11 protein-coding genes and 1 tRNA gene are annotated in these 14,949 nt (G+C 65.6%); 6 read left to right on the top strand and 6 right to left on the bottom strand.

Annotated elements, in window-relative coordinates; genetic code table 11:
• Positions 1-78 precede the first annotated feature (78 nt).
• The 3 genes from QYM46_RS12640 to QYM46_RS12630 form a co-directional block, all read right to left on the bottom strand.
• Positions 79-801, bottom strand: a complete 723-nt coding sequence (locus QYM46_RS12640) for an ASCH domain-containing protein (protein ID WP_432789189.1) — start codon at positions 799-801, stop codon at positions 79-81.
• Between the two features lie 6 nt (positions 802-807).
• Entirely contained in the window at positions 808-2,433 is a 1,626-nt protein-coding gene (locus tag QYM46_RS12635; RefSeq protein WP_432789188.1) for a hypothetical protein, read from the bottom strand.
• Between the two features lie 210 nt (positions 2,434-2,643).
• Entirely contained in the window at positions 2,644-4,314 is a 1,671-nt protein-coding gene (locus QYM46_RS12630; protein ID WP_169252781.1) for a hypothetical protein, read from the bottom strand.
• A gap of 227 nt (positions 4,315-4,541) precedes the next feature.
• On the opposite strand from QYM46_RS12630, the gene QYM46_RS12625 reads away from it, so the two are divergent.
• The 4 genes from QYM46_RS12625 to QYM46_RS12610 all read left to right on the top strand — a co-directional run bounded on the left by QYM46_RS12625 (position 4,542) and on the right by QYM46_RS12610 (position 9,143).
• A tRNA-His gene (locus QYM46_RS12625) sits at positions 4,542-4,614 on the top strand.
• A 202-nt stretch (positions 4,615-4,816) separates the two neighbouring features.
• Positions 4,817-5,662 carry a PfkB family carbohydrate kinase gene (locus QYM46_RS12620; protein WP_432789187.1) on the top strand — a complete coding sequence of 282 codons (846 nt, stop codon included), beginning with the start codon at positions 4,817-4,819 and terminating at the stop codon, positions 5,660-5,662.
• 108 nt (positions 5,663-5,770) lie between these two features.
• Positions 5,771-6,688 (top strand): dihydrodipicolinate synthase family protein, encoded by a 918-nt coding sequence (locus QYM46_RS12615; RefSeq protein ID WP_432789186.1) that lies wholly within the window; start codon positions 5,771-5,773, stop codon positions 6,686-6,688.
• Positions 6,689-6,902: 214 nt separating this feature from the next.
• Positions 6,903-9,143, top strand: coding sequence for a choice-of-anchor I family protein (locus tag QYM46_RS12610; protein WP_432789185.1), 2,241 nt, complete (start codon positions 6,903-6,905; stop codon positions 9,141-9,143).
• 108 nt (positions 9,144-9,251) lie between these two features.
• On the opposite strand, the gene QYM46_RS12605 is transcribed toward QYM46_RS12610, so the two are convergent.
• Positions 9,252-10,070: a siderophore-interacting protein gene (locus QYM46_RS12605; RefSeq protein WP_432789184.1), complete on the bottom strand. Its 819-nt coding sequence runs from the start codon at positions 10,068-10,070 to the stop codon at positions 9,252-9,254.
• A 193-nt stretch (positions 10,071-10,263) separates the two neighbouring features.
• The gene (locus QYM46_RS12600) at positions 10,264-11,595 is read right to left on the bottom strand and encodes a glutaminase (RefSeq protein ID WP_169252777.1); all 1,332 of its coding nucleotides are present in this window, start codon (positions 11,593-11,595) and stop codon (positions 10,264-10,266) included.
• Positions 11,596-11,684: 89 nt separating this feature from the next.
• On the opposite strand from QYM46_RS12600, the gene QYM46_RS12595 reads away from it, so the two are divergent.
• Both QYM46_RS12595 and QYM46_RS12590 read left to right on the top strand, forming a co-directional pair.
• Complete coding sequence (locus QYM46_RS12595) at positions 11,685-12,548, top strand: hypothetical protein (protein WP_432789183.1); 864 nt, start codon at positions 11,685-11,687, stop codon at positions 12,546-12,548.
• A 5-nt stretch (positions 12,549-12,553) separates the two neighbouring features.
• A complete protein-coding gene (locus QYM46_RS12590) occupies positions 12,554-13,279 on the top strand; it encodes a hypothetical protein (protein ID WP_432789182.1) in 726 nt (241 codons plus the stop codon).
• Between the two features lie 94 nt (positions 13,280-13,373).
• Here QYM46_RS12590 and nhaA read toward each other — a convergent pair whose 3' ends face one another.
• Positions 13,374-14,690, bottom strand: a complete 1,317-nt coding sequence (gene nhaA / locus QYM46_RS12585) for a Na+/H+ antiporter NhaA (protein WP_432789181.1) — start codon at positions 14,688-14,690, stop codon at positions 13,374-13,376.
• Positions 14,691-14,949: the final 259 nt, after the last annotated feature.

Here is a 14,949-nt window from a genome sequence, read left to right as displayed (position 1 = left end):
TCGAGAATGCTTTGCTGCGTCTGTGACCTTGTGCCACAGTGCTTCGCTGTCCAGCTTAGCGGCTGGGCACTGCGAGTGTCAGATATCGGCCGCGGTTCGACGGAATCTTACGATCTCGACGTTCGCGTCGGCGGGCATCGTCGGGTAGTGGCCGCGGAGACCGGCGATATACCGCTCCAGCCCACCCGGGCGGGTGAGGTCGAGATCCTCAAGCCGCAGTTCGTCGAGTCCCTTCACCATCACCGAGGTGACTTCCACGGGAAGCGTGCCATGCGCGGTGTTCTCGAAGTACGCCAGAGCCGGACCCGTGCGGTGGCCTTCGTTCCACCGCACAGTCAGCGTCTTCGTTCCGTCGGCGACCGCGTCGAGGTAGCGGGCATTGAATCGCAGCAGCCGTGCGGGGGCAGAGTCCGGATGCCGGTAAGACTGGGGGAGCAGTGCCGTGATTGGGGCGATCGACGGTTGGCCGGTGGTGTCATCGGGAACGACGACGAGCGCATCGGGATGGAGGTCGAGGATGACCTGACGGCAGCGTCCGCACGGGGCCAGCACTCCTCGTGTTTGGTTCCCGACTGCGACGATCGTGACCAGTGGGCCGGCGTTCGCGGCCGCGGCGGCACCGATCGCGACGAGTTCCGCGCAGGGGCCGCCGGTGAAGTGAAAGACGTTGACGCCTGTGTGGATGCGTCCGGTTGTGTCCATCGCGGCTGCGGCGACGGTGTGGTTCTCATCGGCGCCGAGCCCACGCGCGAGTTCCTCTGCGGCGGCGACCACGCGCAGTTCGGAGGCGAAGAGGTCCATTCGACCTCAGTCCTGTTTTCCGCGGCGACCCATGAGGTAGATGATGAACCCGACCGCGGCCATGCCGGAGGCGGCGAGGACGAAGACGGGCCAGGAGCTGACGATCGTGGAGATGATGGATTCGCCGAACGAGGTCGCCGGATTCTGATTGGCCCGCGGAGACGGCTGATCTCCACCCGTGATGAGATCCGTATCGTCTTCGGGTGCCGGCTCCTCGGGGTTGCGTGGCACCGGGTCCGAATAGTCGGGGCGCTTGGTGTTCTCGCCGTCACCGGGCAGCCATTCGTCACCGGCGTTGCCGGGAATGGTTTCGCGTTCGTCGTCCGGGGAGCCATTGCCGTTCGACGGGTCGGGGGTGGTGCCGTCGGCGTCGGAGGCTCCGACCGATGAATCAGTACCGTCCTTGTCCGAATCCTTCTCTTCGTCCTCGTCGGAATCCGAATCGGAACCCGAGCTGTCGGAATCGCTGCTGCGGGAGCCGTCGGAGCCCGAACCGGTGTCGGCGTCGGTTTCTCTGCCGTCGGAGTCCTTGTCGCCAGACGTGTTCGCGCGGTCCTTCGATCCCGAATCCGATGAGGTGGAGCCATCGGTCGAGGTAGTGCTGTCGTCAGAGGCTTCGCTGTCCGCGGACGATCCGTCCTTGCCGGCCTCACGGTCGCTTCCGGCGCCGTCGTCGGAGGTGACACCGTCCTTGTCGGCGGTCTTGCCGCCACCGGTGTCGCTGTCGGCAGTGTCGCCGTCGGACGAGGTCGACCCATCTTCTGATGCGGCGAGGTCGCTGTTCGATGTGCCGTTCTCAGCGCCGGTCTCAGAATCGTCTGAAGTGGAATCGTCCGGGTCGCTGGAGGAATCGGCCCCATCCTCGTCGTCCGGGTAGGGCTGCCCATCGGTGACGACGATAGTCCCGTCCTTAACCTCAAACGTCCACGCGGGTTCCGGCCCGGAGGGAGCGAACTCTTCGAAGTCCATCGCATCGGTCTGACCGTCGGCAACGATCTGACCTTTGTCATTGAAATGGTATTCAGTGGGTGCTGCTGCAGCGGTCGCTTCTGCAACGGACTGCCCGCTGTCGTCGGTGTCCGAGCCGTTCGCGGTCGAATCCGCGGAATCGGTGTCGGACGATTGTGCCGGAATGCGCTTCATTGCCTGTTTGGGGGCTTTGAAAGGCTTTCCGACCCAGCTTTTCGGCAGGGTTCCGGGCTTATTGTCGTTCGGCTTGACCGAAAGCTCATGGCCGACGCTCTGCCAGTCGGCGGTGAGTTCACCGTCGATTTCGCACGGTTCGTCCGAGGTCCACTCCTGATCCTTGCAGGCCTTGTCACCGTCGTCATCGGGACCCGGATCTGAGCTGTCGTCGGCCTCACCCTCGACGTCGATCACACCGTTGTCGGCGCTGCTCGAATCGGCGTCGGTGCCGTCCACGCTGTCTGCCGTCGAATCTGCGTCATCACCTGAAGCGGAATCTGTTCCCGCAGAAGCATCAGCCTCGGAACTCGTACTGGCGTCGGCCGTGGGGGTGGGACTCGGTTGGGCGAGTGCGGGAGAGAACGTCGCCGAGATCGGCAGTGCTGCCAGGGCAAGCGCGGCGCCGATTGCGGCGGCTCTGCGGCTGAACCTGAGTGAGACTGGCACTACGTTCCTTCGCGGTGGGGATTCCGACTTCATTGGGTCAAGGGGACATGACGTTCAGACACATCGGGCACTATCTTAATGTCTTGGCCAGATGTGTTAAAGCCGTAGGCGTGTTTCGCCGTGGCGCGGGATCCGTGACAGGGCGGCGGTTCAGAGCCGAAGCCCCGTGGCCGACGTTCCCTCCCGGGAACCGGCGACCTGTGCCGGGAGCTAGCGATCCTGCGTCTCGGACTTCTTGGTATAGGCCCGAACGGTCGAGTCGTTGCCGAGGACCAGAGCCTCGTTGCCTTCATCGACGACGGCCAGCAGGTCGGTGTCTGTCTTGAACGCCTGCTTTCCGGCGAGCAGGCATGAGGTGTTCGTGTCCATGGTGCAGGGCACGATCGTTCCGCGCGGTTCGGAGAGATGGATGTCGCGGCTTGAGACGTCCATGAGCAGCAGACCCGACTCGAGATCGAAGAGATAGGGGCCGATATAGGCGCGCTTTCCGGCCTGTCCGCGCACCCAGGACTGCTCGCCGACGATATCGGTCGTCGTGGTCACGGTCGAGAGGATCGACCCGTCGTCGAGGGAGTGGACGACGAGTTGGATCCTGTGGCCCGAATTCGTCGAAGCACCCTGCTCGCCCCACAATGTGATCGCCTTGCCGTGGCCGGCCGAGATCCAGTCGATGATCTTCAGGTCGTCGCCGGGGCTTTCGAGTTTGATGCTGCGCTCGTCACCGGTCTTGATGTTCTTCGCCTTGACCGGACCGTTCCAGTCCGAACTGAAGAGTTCATCGTCGTCGATGGCCATCGGGGTCGAACCGGCCTGCGGGGTGGGGACGTCTTCCAGTCCGTCGGCGCCGAAGGTCGAGAGCTTGTTGCCCGATTTGATGAGCACGCTCTTGCCGGCCGAAGTGATACGTGCGTTCTCCGGCAGTTGGTAGGTCTTCGGCTTCGATTTTCCGTCGAAGAGCGCCTCGGCGGTATCGCCCGACTGCCACAGCAGGGCTGGCCGCCCGTCGATGACGGTGTCGACGGCGAAGGTCGGGGACTCGTCGATCTTGGCCTTGTACCGAGACCGGCCGGTGTCTGCGTCGAGGACTTCGAGGCGGTTGTCGTTGACGAGGAGGACTCCGCGGTCGGAAGCCGTCACGGAGGCGCGTTTGGGCACCTCGGCTTCCCATGCCGGGGAATTGTCGTAGCTGGGCACAACGTCTTGGGTCTTGTCGACGGAGAGTTCGGAGGCGGGGTTGACCTGCTGTTCCGAGCCGATCGTCTGCGGGGTGTCGGGGGAGTCGACGGGGACGATGTTGGGAACGACGAATGCGCCGATCATGAGGATCGCCAGACCGATGAGCACGAGCCCGGGGACGGTGATCTTCTTCAGCCGCTGCGGACGTTTGCGGGCCGACCGTCTGCGCACCGGGGTCTTCTTCACCGTCGGCGTGGCCGGCGCGGCCGGTCCGGAGAACGGGGTGCCCAGCGGGTAGCTGTCACCGTTCGACCCCGGTGAGTCGTCCTGAGGCGCGAAGCCGTTCTGCCTGCCCGCGGGCTGGCCGTTCGTGCTCTGGTCCTTCGAATTCCGGTCGGAACGCTCCGGAAGTCCGGCCGACTGCGCCGAACCATCCGCGGACGCCACGGTGGACGATTGGTCCATGGTCGCCTCGGCGCCGGTGTCCTGCGTGGGGGCTGCCCCGACTTTCCCGTTCTCATCGATGCCGATCTCGGTCTTCTTCGACCCATCGTCGATCGTCACGGTTAGGGGAGTCGCGGTCTCTTGGGCATAGTCGCCGAGGTAAGAGATGGCCTGCCCGGTGTCCGAATAGCGACTCGTCGCCCCGTTGAGGGTGATGTAGGTGAACCCGTCGTCAGAGACGGAGATCAACGCACGAGGCATGTACAGGGTTCCTTGAAAATTATCGAGGACAGGGCCGAGTCAATACTAATGAATGTCCGGGGGTGCTCCTACCCGTTGTCCGAAACCGTTATAGATCGCTACTGAATCGTTGCACGTAATGAGATCTGCGTCTCATCGGGCTCGAGGGGCGATTCTGGTTTGCCCGGGTCAGGCGGGAGCGGTTACGATATATCTTGCTGTCTGCGCCTTGAGTCGCAGCGCATGTGGTGGGTATAGCTCAGCTGGTAGAGCGCCGCGTTGTGGTCGCGGATGTCGCGGGTTCAAGTCCCGTTACTCACCCCGATCGGAAAGCCCCGTGATCTGTGCGAACGGATCACGGGGCTTCTTGCATTCCCGCCGTGTGCCCACGATCGGCAGCGGTTTCCCACCGTGTGCCCAACCTTGCCGACCGGGCACCGGGACATTCCATCCTCGATCACCGACGGTCATCGTCGGCCCGCCCGCGATAGTCGGCCCGCCCGCGATCGTCGATAATGAGGCCATGACCATCGACTGCTCCCTGACGGTCGTCGGCAGCATCAACGCCGACATCACCGCCACCACCTCCCGACTTCCCGCCGCCGGTGAGACCGTGGGAGGCGGCCGACTGTCCCGATCGCCCGGTGGGAAGGGCGCGAATCAGGCCGCAGCTGCCGCCCGCCTCGGTGCGCGGACCCGCATGATCGGTGCGGTCGGCCCAGACTCCGATGGCAAAGCGATGCTCGAAGCCCTTCGTGCCGCCGGAGTCCGGACCGATGACATCGCCGAGGCGACCGCCGAGACCGGGACCGCGCTCATCATGGTCGACGCCGCCGGTGAGAATCAGATCGCCGTGTGCGAAGGTGCGAATGCTTCAGCCAGCCTCGCGGGAATCGAATTCGGTGCCGACGAGGCCGTGCTCACTCAGCTCGAGATCCCCCTCGACCTCATCGTCGAACTGGCCCACCGTGTGCCCGGATTCCTCACCGTCAATGCCGCTCCCGCCCGTCCTCTGCCCGCCGAGGTGGTCGATCGTGCCGATCTCATCATCGTCAACGAGTACGAATACTCCCAGCTGCCGCAGCTGCAGACCGCGCAGCTCGTGGCCGTCACCTATGGGGCGAAGGGATCGGCGCTGCTGCACAGAGGCCAACAGATCGCCTTCGCCGAGGCGCTGGAAGCGACCCCCGTGAGCGCAGTCGGCGCCGGAGACGCCTACTGCGCGGCCCTGACCATCGGTCTGACCAGCGGAATCGAACCGGAACGCGCACTGCGGGCAGCCAACGCCGTGGGTGCTGCGGCCGTGGAAGTCGCCTCCGCCCAACCGGAGTTCGACATGTTCGAGACGTACCTGTCCGCACTCGAGTGACCTGGCAGACTGAACGCAGACGGACCCATCCGCTGCTGCCGCCCGAGGCTCGTTGCCGCCACACAAGGTTCGCGCCATCGGTGGCCCACGTCCACCCGAGGAGGACCATTGACGAACACCCACGACCTGTCCCTGTTCACCGGGCTGAGCGCCTTCCCGCTGACTCCGCTGAAGGATGATCGCCTCGACGAGGATGCCTTCGTCGGACTCATCGAACGCCTCGTCCTCGCCGGAGTCGACTCGATCACAGCATTGGGCTCGACCGGTTCGTACGCGTATCTCGACACCGACGAGCGTGCCCGAGTGGCTGCATTGGCGGTCGAATCCGCTCTCGACATCCCCGTCTTCATCGGCGTCGGGGCGCTGCGGACGAGGGATGTGCTGGCCAATGTCGCCTCGGCCGAAGCTGCCGGAGCGCAGGGACTGCTGCTGGCGCCGGTGAGCTATCAGCCGCTGACCGAGGACGAGGTGTTCGCCCTCTTCCGCACGGTCACCGAGTCCACCGACCTGCCCGTCGTCGTCTACGACAACCCCGGCACCACGCACTTCACGTTCACCACCGAGCTCTACTCACGCCTGGCGGCCCTCGACGGAGTGGCCTCGATCAAGATCCCCGGAACTCCGGCCTCACCTGCCGGATGGGAAGAGCGCATCGGTGAGATCCGGGCCGCCATCGGCGAGGAGGCGACCATCGGCATCTCCGGCGACGCTCATGGTGCTGAGGGCCTCATCGCCGGCTGTGATGCCTGGTACACGGCCGTCGGCGGCACCATCCCCGAGCCGCTGCTTGAGATCACACGAGCCGAGGAACTCGGCAATGCGCAGTTGGCCCGCGAACTCTCCGCCGAGCTGCAGCCGCTGTGGGATCTGTTCACCGAGTTCGGCGGAAGTCTGCGCGTGAGTGCCGCCCTCGCGGACCATCTCGGGCTCGTGGGTTCAGGCAGCCTGCCGCTGCCGGTCCGCGATCTCGACGCCGCAGCGAAGCGGAAAGTCGCCGAGGTGGCCGAGCGCCTCGATCTCGGCTGACCCCGAACCGCGCCGAGCGCTGACGTCTCCGCCGACCGCGCACCGCACACCCTGGTACAGCGATGGCAACGTGAGCGCTCGGCGAGTCTTCGCCGCGCCGGACGAGTTCACCATCCGTCCATCTGCGGTTCGGAACCGGTCCACTCCGGGTGACTACGAATGAGTGCTTGCGGGTTCAATCGGCCCGCGACGCCCAATCGATCCCGGAGAACCGATGACGATCCCACTGTCCGCGAAGTCGCTGACGGCTTCGACCGCCGCCCTCCTATTGGCCACCGGCTTCACCGTCGGCGGCACGGTGCCAAGCACGAGCCCAGTTCACGCCGCGGAAGTGGACTCTCCGATCAGCTCCTCGGCCTCGGACGCGCAGATCGACATGGGTTTCCTCGGCTCCCATGAGACCGGACAGTTCGACGAATCCGCCGCTGAGATCACAGCCGTCCACGGTGACACGGTCTTCACCGTGAATGCCCAGGCCGCCACCGTCGACGTCATCGACGCCTCGGACCCGACAAACCCGACGAAGGTCTCCGAGATCACCGGCACGGGAGTCGCGAACTCGATCTCCGTCCGCGAGGACGGCCTCGGCGTCATCGCCCTCGAGAGCCAGGACAAGACGCAGCCGGGAACCGTGATGTTCTTCGACGCGAACGACCCCGCGGCGGACATCCTCGGCGAGGTTCCCGTCGGATCCCTGCCCGATATGGTCACCGTCACCCCGGACGGCACTCACGCCCTGGTCGCGAACGAGGGCGAACCGGCCGACGATTTCTCGACCGACCCGGAGGGCTCGGTGTCCGTCATCGATCTCCCCGCCGAGCTGGCCGCCCCGTCGGAATCGGACGTGCACACCGCGGACTTCCACGAGTTCGAGGACGGCGGTGCGAAGACGCTGCCCGAGGATGTGCGGATCTTCGGACCCACACCCGAAAAGGACCTGCCGATCTCGCGCAATCTCGAACCCGAGTACATCACTGTCGCCGGGGACAAGGCCTACGCGACCCTGCAGGAGGCGAACGCGATCGCGGTCGTCGACATTGCCACGGCCGAGGTGGAGGAGATCCTCCCGCTGGGGTTGAAAGACCACGGTCAGGCCGGCAACGGTCTCGACGCCTCCGACCGGGATCCCGAGGATGCCCCGACCGTGAACATCACCGAATACGAGGGTCTCAAGGGTGCCTACATGCCCGACACGATCTCGACGTTCACCTCCGGCGGCACCGACTACCTCGTGACCGCGAACGAGGGCGATTCGCGGGAGTGGGGTGACTTCGTCGACGCGGCCAGGGTCAAGGACCTCGGCGAGGACGGACTCGCGCCGGTGTGCGAGACCTCGCCGCTGGCCGACAAGCTCGGCGACGAGGATCTCGGGCGATTGAATATCATCACCGATCTGGGCCTCAACGACGCCGGTGACTGCTACGAGGAGCTCGTGGCCTTCGGCGCCCGCTCGTTCTCCGTGTGGACGACCGATGGGAAGCTCGTCGCCGATTCCGGGGACGAGTTCGAGAAGCTGACTGCCGAGGCGGTGCCCGAGTTCTTCAACTCCAACCATTCCGAGTCGAACCTCGAGGGACGCAGCGACGACAAAGGCCCCGAGCCCGAGGCGCTGACCATCGGTGAAGTGGGGGAGAGGACCTACGCTTTCGTCGGCTTCGAACGCATCGGCGGAATCGCCGCCTTCGATCTCAGCGAGCCGAGCGCACCGAAGTTCGCGACCTACTTCAACAACCGGGACTTCTCGGTCTCTGTCGAGGACGAGATCGAGGACGCCTCGGATCCGGCCGCGCTGCTCTCGAGCGCCGGTGACCTCGGGCCGGAGGGCATCACGTTCCTCAATGCGGACGAGTCGCCGACGGGAGAGGCTGCGCTCGTCGTCGGCAACGAGGTCTCGGGCACGACGAGCCTCTACTCGGTCGCCGATCTCGCGAACGACGGGGGCGACGGCGACGACGAGAATGCCGGCGCTGATGACGCTGCCGGCGCTGATGCTGCGGGCGCGAATGTGGATGCGAGCGCGAACGAGGATTCTGGCGCGAACGACAACGACAACGCGAACGACACCGCCCAGGCCGATGCCAGCAGCGAATCCGACTCGGGCAGCGAATCGGACTCGGCCTCCGAAGGTACGGCCGCCGGCGGGACGGAGTCGGACAGCGGCTCGAACACCGGGGCTGGCAGCGGCTCGAACACCGGCGCTGGCAGCGACTCGGCAACCGGCTCGAACGCCGGCTCTGGCACCGATCCTGAGGCCGGGGCGAACGCAAGCGCCTCCGACGCAGGCCCGAACGCAGATAGCTCCGAAGCCTCCAGCGCATCCGACGCTGACGCCGACGGTGGCCCGCTGCCACGCACCGGCGCTGACCTCGGCCAGTACCTCATCCTCGGCGGCATCGCTGTCGGTCTCATCGCACTCGGCGCAGCGGCCTTCTTCCTCGCCCGCCGCCGCAGCTGACACCCGGTCGCACACGACCGCCGACCGCTCAGCTCACCGCCGACCGCTCGACGTATGCCGTGAGCGGTCGACGGCAACTCGCGCGGTCGGTGTGACCAGGCAGGGAAATCAGTCGATCTGGCCGATGGGTTCGCGCTTCTCGGCCTGGAACTGGTCCTCGGCGCGGCCGCGGGCCCAGTAGGCGGAGATCGACAGTGACTCCCGCGGCACTTCGCGGTCCTTGAGGATCGTGCGGATGACCTTGATCGTCTCGCGCTCGCCGTGGGCGAAGACCTGCGGGGTGCCCGAACGCCACTCGAGCCCCTCAACTGCGGCAATGAGCTCTTCGTCCGAGTCCACCCATCTCACTTCGATGCCCGCGGGTGCTGCGGGCAGAACGCGATCGGCTTCGTCGGTGACACACGCCAGGACGATCCCGGTGGCTCCGGCAGGCATCGCCTCGAGGGCAGAGCTCACGGCAGGGATCGCGGAGTGGTCGGCGATGAGCAGGTGCCAGGCGGACTCGGCAGCGGGGGCGTACTTTCCGCCGGCTCCGGAGAGGACGAGTGTGTCTCCTGGCTGCGCGCTCTTCGCCCAGGGCCCGGCGATTCCGTCATCGTCGTGGATGACGAAGTCGATGCTCAGCCACTTCTCCTCCAGGTCGATCTCCCTCACCGTGTAGGTGCGCCGGCTCGGCAGCTTCTCGGGAGACTGCTCGCGCAGCTGCGCCAGATCATAGGGCGGGGCGAGCTCATGCGCCGGATCGGCGAAGAGGAGTTTGACGTACTTGTCGGTCGCATCGTTCGAGCTGATGTTGTCGAAGGTGTCGCCGCCGAGGCGGAGCCGCACCAGATGCGGGCTGACCTCGGTCCTCTCGAGGACAGTGAGCACCGCCTGCCCGCGGGCGGGGCGTGCGGTGCGTTCGGGGGTGTCGGGTGCGGTCGTCACAGGCGGCCTTTCTCAAACGGGGTGCCCCTGAACGCTCACGGTCGGTCTCTGAGTGCGGAGCCGCCTCGGCGCAGGGGTTCGGTAAGGCTCACCTTATCAAATCCTTGCGGGCCGTCCAGAGCCGCCGTCAGCCGGGCCGGTCGACCAACTGCCGTCGCCGTCAGTGGGACCCATCGACCGTCCAGAGCCGCTGTCAGTGTGCCCGGTCGGCCATCTCCCGGCGACGATCGTCGCGGATGCGTTTGAGTCCCTTGACCGATTTGAGCGAATCGAGGATCTGCACGCCCGGAAGTGCGGAGTTCGGTCCCTTGCACTGCATCATGTCATCGGGGTCGAGCAGCACCACGCGGATCCCGTCGTCCTTCATGCGCGACAGCGCTTCGGTGAGCATGCTCCGGGCCACGGAGTTGATCTCGTTGACTCGGCGCAGATCGAGGACGAAGGTGTTCGTGCTGGAGCCGGGCTCGTCCATCGTGCGCAGGACGTTCTCCGAACCGCTCCACTGGATGAGGCCCTGCAGGCTGCAGATGCGGACCATCTTGCCCTGTGCGTCGACGAAGCGACGGTCACGGCGGATGATCGACCGGGCCGGTTCCGGCGCATCCATGATGTGCAGACTCAGACGGTCGGAGAGGTCCTGGAAGATCTTCGCTCCGCGGACGCTCGTGCCGTGCCTGTCCAGGCGCGGGGAGAACGTGGCGATGCCGACCTGACCGGGCATGACACCGAAGACACCGCCGGACACGCCGCTCTTGGCGGGAATCCCGATCTCCGTCATCCAGTCGCCGGCTGCGTCGTACATGCCGCACGTCATCATGACTGCGAGCACCTGCCGGTTGACCCTGGGTGAGAGCACCTGTTCGCCGGTCAGCGGGTTGATGCCGCCGCCGGCCAGCGTCGCGGCCATGATGGCGAGGTCTTTGACGGTGACGGTGATCGCGCACTGTTCGATATAGCCGCGGACCACCTCGTCGGGGTCGTCGTAGAAGATGTCGTACGAGCGGAGCATGTTCGCAATGGCGACATTGCGGTAGGCCTCACGCCACTCCCCGTCGGCCACCGATTCGTCGATCGACAGCTCCCGGCCGGCGAAGCGGGAGAGGCCCGCGCGCACGATCTCGGTGCGTTCGGCCAGTCCTGCACCGGGATCGCCGAGGAGTGAGTGGATCGTCATGGCCCCGGCATTGATCATCGGGTTGAGCGGGCGGCCTGACTTCTTGTCTAAGGAGAGCTCATTGAACTTCTCACCGCTGGGTTCGACGCCGACGTTCTCCAGCACTCCGGCCAGGCCCTCCTGTTCGAGGGCGAGACCGTAGATGAAGGGCTTCGACATCGATTGGATCGAGAACTCGAAGTCGGCGTCGCCGGAAGTGTATTCGAGGCCGTCGAGGGTCGAGATGCAGATCGCGAGCTTCTCCGGATCCGCTGCGGCGAGGTCCGGGATGTAGTCCGCATTCTCGCCGGACCGGTCTGGTCGGAAACGGTCGAGCGTCTCATCGAGGAAATCCGGGATGGGCGATCGCATGGCACCTCCTGCTTAAGTTGTGGTCGGTTGTTCCAGGACTGGCACCGCTCGTGCCTCCGCTGACACCGGCCCGATATTACGTTGGAACCATGACACGGACCAAGTTGCTCCTCCTCGTCGGCCTCGCATTCACCGCGGTCGCCGTCGTCGTCATCGGCGTGATCGTGACCGCGCTGGTGCTGCGGTCCACACCGCCCCACCATGGGACCACGAGGCTGTCCGAGCATGCGCTGACCCCGCAGGAGACCATCACCGAGGTGGCCCCGCACAGAGACGGGACCGTGCAGATCCGCCAAAGGCTGATCTTCGAAACCCCACCCGAGAACGGACAACCTCTCGGTCTGTGGATCAGTGATGCAGGAGTGGGAGAAGATCCTCGGACCGGCCGCCGGCTGGCGATGATGCCGAAACTGTCGTCGCTGAGCGCAGTCGAGTTGAGCACTTCGGACGATTCGACTCAGGACTCACCGAAGACCCTCGGAGAGCTGAACATCGACGTCGACGAGTCGGAGCGGAAAGGCTTCGACCATCCGGCGGTGCACGTCGAATTCACCCCGCAGGATTCCGACGGAGGGTCCGTGCAGTGGAGTGAAGGCCGTCATGTCGTCGAGTTCGAATACGCCCTCGACGATGTGTTCATCTCCGCTGCCGACGAGGAGTTCTTCGCCGTGCCCGTCCCCTCGATCGGCAATGGTCAGCCCTCGCAGCAGACGCATACTCTCGACATCGACACCGGCGGTCCCGTCTACTGTCCTGCCGACAACGTCGACTTCGACCTCGGCGACGGCTGTGACGCTGAAGCATTCGCTCGGGTCGATGATGCTGATGACTCTGGTACCGGCGCGCACGTGGTCTGGCGGGAGTCCCTGACCGACAGCCACGAAATCATCGCCTTCACCCCTCCTGCAGGAATGACGGCGTCCCCGATCCCCTCATATGAAAGGCAGGGCTGAGCGAGATGAGGCAGAGATTCGGACGCCGTCGCGCGTTCTCCATCACGGCGGCGCTCGCAGCGGCCGTGACGATCACGGCTGTGATCGCAGCACCCGGCGGTGTGGACGCCGCGCCGAACCCGCTGCGCAGCAAGTCTGCTGAGCACACCGTCAGCATCGCCGCCGATGGCAGCTACTCGGTGCGGATGGACACGAAACTCGAGCTCGCGCTCGATACGGCATGGGGGTTCGGCGGGGAAGTCCACGATGGATTCCGTCTGCCCGACACCGAGTCCCTGCTGCCTCCGTACCTGCGGGCACAGTATTCGAATCCGCAGGGAACCATCGATTCGACGGCAGGCGAGGCGCACATCGACAAGGAGCTGCATTCCGTCGATATCGACTTCTCCACGGACAGGCTCCCCGTAGGATCTCACCGAGGTGTCCTCGACTACGAGGTTGCCGGAGCAGCGGTGCCGGCCGCGGACCTGAACGGAGAACAGGACAGCGGCGTCGTCGTGTACGTCCGTCCCCTGGACCGCGGAGACCTCGTCATCGAGTCAGCAGCACCGATCACCGCTGTCGACTGTGAGGTCTTCGCTCCGCGCGGCCAGTCATGCGGAGAGAAGAAGGGAGAGTCCTGGACCGTGTCGGGTGAGGAGCTGCTGCGCGATCACACTGTCATCGACGCAGTCCGGATCACGATCGACGCCGACCCGACAGCAGTGCCGACGCCGGACATCGATTCCTGAGGCGGCATGGCCGGCGGCGCTGTCGAGGACCGTGTCGAATCCCAGTGCGACAGTCTGTGACGGAACCGGCGATCGTCCGATGCGCATTCGCAGGTCAACGGGCTCGCTCACGCCTGAGACCGGCAAGGAGCGCCTGAGACCGGCGACGGTGGTGGGCGTTTCGGACCGTGAGGATGAGCGCGGCGAGTACGGCCGAGAGCAGCGAGGCGCTGAGAACGGCGACCTTCGCAACGTCGTGTTCGACCGAACCGGCGGTGAAGCTGAGTTCGGCGACGAGGAGTGAGACGGTGAAGCCGATGCCGGCAAGCAGCCCGATGCCGGTGAGGTCGGCCCAGCGCAGACTGGGGTCCACACCCGCGGTGAACCGGGTGACCAACCACGTGGAGGCGAGGATGCCGACCGGCTTGCCGACGATCAGTGCCGTCATGATCCCGTAGGTCAGGGGATGGGAGAACGCGGAGGCCAGACCGTGGAATCCTCCGATATCGACACCGGCGGCGAAGAAGGCGAAGACCGGAACGGCGAAACCGGCCGACAGCGGTCGGATACGGTGCTCGAGCGCCTCGGCGAGGTCGATGGAGCGACCGTGTTCGTCACCGGCCGTGCGTGTCGAGCTGCGACCGACGACGGCGGGGATCATGAAGCCCAACAGCACTCCGGCGATGGTTGCGTGGACACCGGAGGCGTGCATGAGCGCCCAGGCGACGAGGCCGAGCGGGAGAAGAACGACCCACGCTGCCCAGGCACGGTCGACGAAGACGCGGCGGAAGCGGTGTGCGACGAGTCCGAAGACGATGGCGACTCCGAGCGCCGTGGCAAGGGGGAGAATCGCGATGGTCTCGGTGTAGAAGATCGCGATGATGGTGATCGCCAGCAGATCGTCGACCGCGGCCAGGGTGAGCAGGAAGAGGCGCAGCGCCTTGGGCAGGTGGGAGCCGACGATCGCGAGGACGGCAACGGCGAAGGCGATGTCGGTCGCGGTGGGGATGGCCCAACCGCGCAGCAGCTCCGGACGGGTGAGCAGAAAGGCCGCACAGATGAGGGCGGGGACGAGGACTCCGCCGGCCGCCGCGGCGATCGGGACGACGGCGGTGCGGAGACGCCGCAGGTCACCGCGGGTGAATTCCGCCTTGAGTTCGATGCCGACGAGGAAGAAGAAGACCGCGAGCAGTCCGTCGGCGGCCCATTGTCCGATGCTCAGACGCAGGTGCCAGGGCTCATAGCCGAATTCCCAGTCCCGGATTGCGAAGTATGCAGCCGATGCGGGTGAGTTCGCCCAGATCAGAGCGGCAGCAGCGGCGATGAGGAGCAGCGCGCCGCCGACGGTGTCGCGGCGGAGTGCCCCGAACAGCTGCTGTCCCGGGGTGTTCGGTGAGGCGGATCGTGAGGTGGTTGCAGAGGTGGTGGTCACAGGGATCCCGTTCGTGGTCGGCAGACAAGAGAGTTCGACCCGAAGAGTGGATGTGCAGACAGCGCTCAGTTCGGCGACGCTGAGCGTACGTGCGTGATTCGAGCGGACGTCGTCGGCTCGGCAGATGAGAACTGTCGGAGCGTCACATCAAGGGTCGGAGCGGAAGATCTCCGCGTGCGAACGGCTGTGTGCCCGACTGCATCTCGCCCCACGAAGTGATGTAGCCGTTGGTGCCCGAGTGCGGGAGAACCCACACTTT

Origin of the sequence: Brevibacterium sp. K11IcPPYGO002, assembly GCF_050920635.1 — a bacterium.
Lineage (GTDB): Bacteria > Actinomycetota > Actinomycetes > Actinomycetales > Brevibacteriaceae > Brevibacterium.
This window is presented reverse-complemented; position numbering and strand designations above follow the sequence as displayed.

Excerpts from the sequence above, each read along its gene's own strand:
- QYM46_RS12640 (WP_432789189.1), bottom strand. The coding sequence starts at position 801 with ATGGACCTCTTCGCCTCCGAACTGCGCGTGGTCGCCGCCGCAGAGGAA.
- QYM46_RS12630 (WP_169252781.1), bottom strand. The coding sequence starts at position 4,314 with ATGCCTCGTGCGTTGATCTCCGTCTCTGACGACGGGTTCACCTACATC.
- QYM46_RS12620 (WP_432789187.1), top strand. The coding sequence starts at position 4,817 with ATGACCATCGACTGCTCCCTGACGGTCGTCGGCAGCATCAACGCCGAC.
- QYM46_RS12610 (WP_432789185.1), top strand. The coding sequence starts at position 6,903 with ATGACGATCCCACTGTCCGCGAAGTCGCTGACGGCTTCGACCGCCGCC.
- QYM46_RS12600 (WP_169252777.1), bottom strand. The coding sequence starts at position 11,595 with ATGCGATCGCCCATCCCGGATTTCCTCGATGAGACGCTCGACCGTTTC.
- QYM46_RS12595 (WP_432789183.1), top strand. The coding sequence starts at position 11,685 with ATGACACGGACCAAGTTGCTCCTCCTCGTCGGCCTCGCATTCACCGCG.
- QYM46_RS12590 (WP_432789182.1), top strand. The coding sequence starts at position 12,554 with ATGAGGCAGAGATTCGGACGCCGTCGCGCGTTCTCCATCACGGCGGCG.